Source organism: Microbacterium sp. Leaf351, assembly GCF_001423825.1.
Classification (GTDB): Bacteria; Actinomycetota; Actinomycetes; order Actinomycetales; family Microbacteriaceae; genus Microbacterium; species Microbacterium ginsengisoli.
Map to the genome: position 1 here is coordinate 38,526 of NZ_LMPK01000023.1, position 1,435 is coordinate 39,960.

At 66.3% G+C, this 1,435-nt stretch carries 1 protein-coding gene and 1 pseudogene; both read left to right on the forward strand.

Annotation, left to right across the window (positions count from 1 at the left end; genetic code table 11):
- A pseudogene (locus ASG00_RS18950) lies at positions 1 to 583 on the forward strand (substrate-binding domain-containing protein); the annotation flags it as partial.
- 26 nt (positions 584 to 609) lie between these two features.
- Positions 610 to 1,435: ABC transporter permease (locus ASG00_RS07895; protein ID WP_082483148.1), on the forward strand; the 826-nt coding region annotated here is incomplete at its 3' end.

The window sequence follows — 1,435 nt, forward strand, 5'->3', positions numbered from 1 at the left end:
CGGCACCAACAACGAGACTGCCGGTCAGGCCGGAGGAAAGGCGATGATGAACCTCCTCTCGAAGGGTGACGGCGTCGCGCTCATCGGCGGGCTCGTCGGCGATCCCGGCAGCAACGCCCGCCTCAAGGGGTTCACCGACGCGGTCAACGGCACTCTGACGATCACGCAGACCGTCGCCGCCGATTTCGACAAGGCGAAGGCGAAGAGCGCGGCCGCCACGATCCTGCTCGCCAACCCGAACATCAAGGGCTTCTTCACACCCTCGGGCGACATGGCCCTCGGCATCCAGCAAGCCGTCGAAGAAGCGGGCAAGAAGGGCCAGGTCGCGGTGATCGGAATCGACGGCACCCAAGACCAGCTCAAGGACATCGTGGCCGGCGGTGAGCCGGCGGCGATCGAGCAGTTCCCGTACCTGATGGGCGCCCAGTCCGTGCAGGCCTGCATCGCAGCTCACAGCGGCAAGACCATCCCGACCAGCGTCGAGACGCCCGTGCTCACCGTGACGAAGGACAACGCCCAGGCCGCACTCGACGCCTTCCCGGCGCCGCCGTCGGACTTCGTGGTCCCGAACCCCTTCCAGTAATCCGCAACGATCGGGGATCTTCACCCATGTCCACCCAGACCAGTCCCGTCGACACGACGAATCCGATCACAGCCAGCACGCGCACCCTTCGTCGTCGCCTCGCGAACGAGGATCTGTGGACCCGCGCGACCGCTCCTGTGGCACTCGTCCTGCTCACGGTCACGTTCACCATCGTCAACCCGAAGTTCCTCACCTGGCCGAGCCTGACGAGCATGCTCGCCGACTCCACGATCCCGATCGTGCTGGCTCTGGGAGCGACGTTCGCGGTGACGCTCGCCGGTATCGATCTGTCGCTCGCGTCGACGGTCGCGCTGGGCAGCGTCACGATGGGGCTCGCCTATCAGGCCGGACTGCCGCTATGGCTGTGCTGCCTGGTCGCGATGGCAACGGGACTGTCGGTCGGCGCGCTCAACGGCGTCATCATCGGCTGGGTGAGGATCCCCGACTTCATCGTCACCCTGGGGAGTATGAGCCTCGTGATGGGGCTCAGCCTGATCTTCTCGCAGGGCAAGCCCGTGCAGATCCCCGAACGCGCTCTCACCTTCGTCAGCATCACGTCGGTGGGTGGCATCCGGTTCAATTTCCTCATCGCGCTCGCGATCGGTGTCCTCCTGCACATCGTGCTGTTCCACACTCGGTTCGGCACTCACCTCCTCGCAGTCGGCGACAACCCCGACGCCGCCCGCGCCATGGGACTCAAGGTCGCCCGCGTCAAGCTCGCCGGGTATGTCATCTGCGGTCTGATGGGCGGGGTGGGGGCCGTGCTCCTGACCTCGTACATCGGGTCGAGCCAGCCGGCGACCAATACCGACTACCTGCTCAAGGCGATCGCGGCCGTCGTGCTCGGCGGGG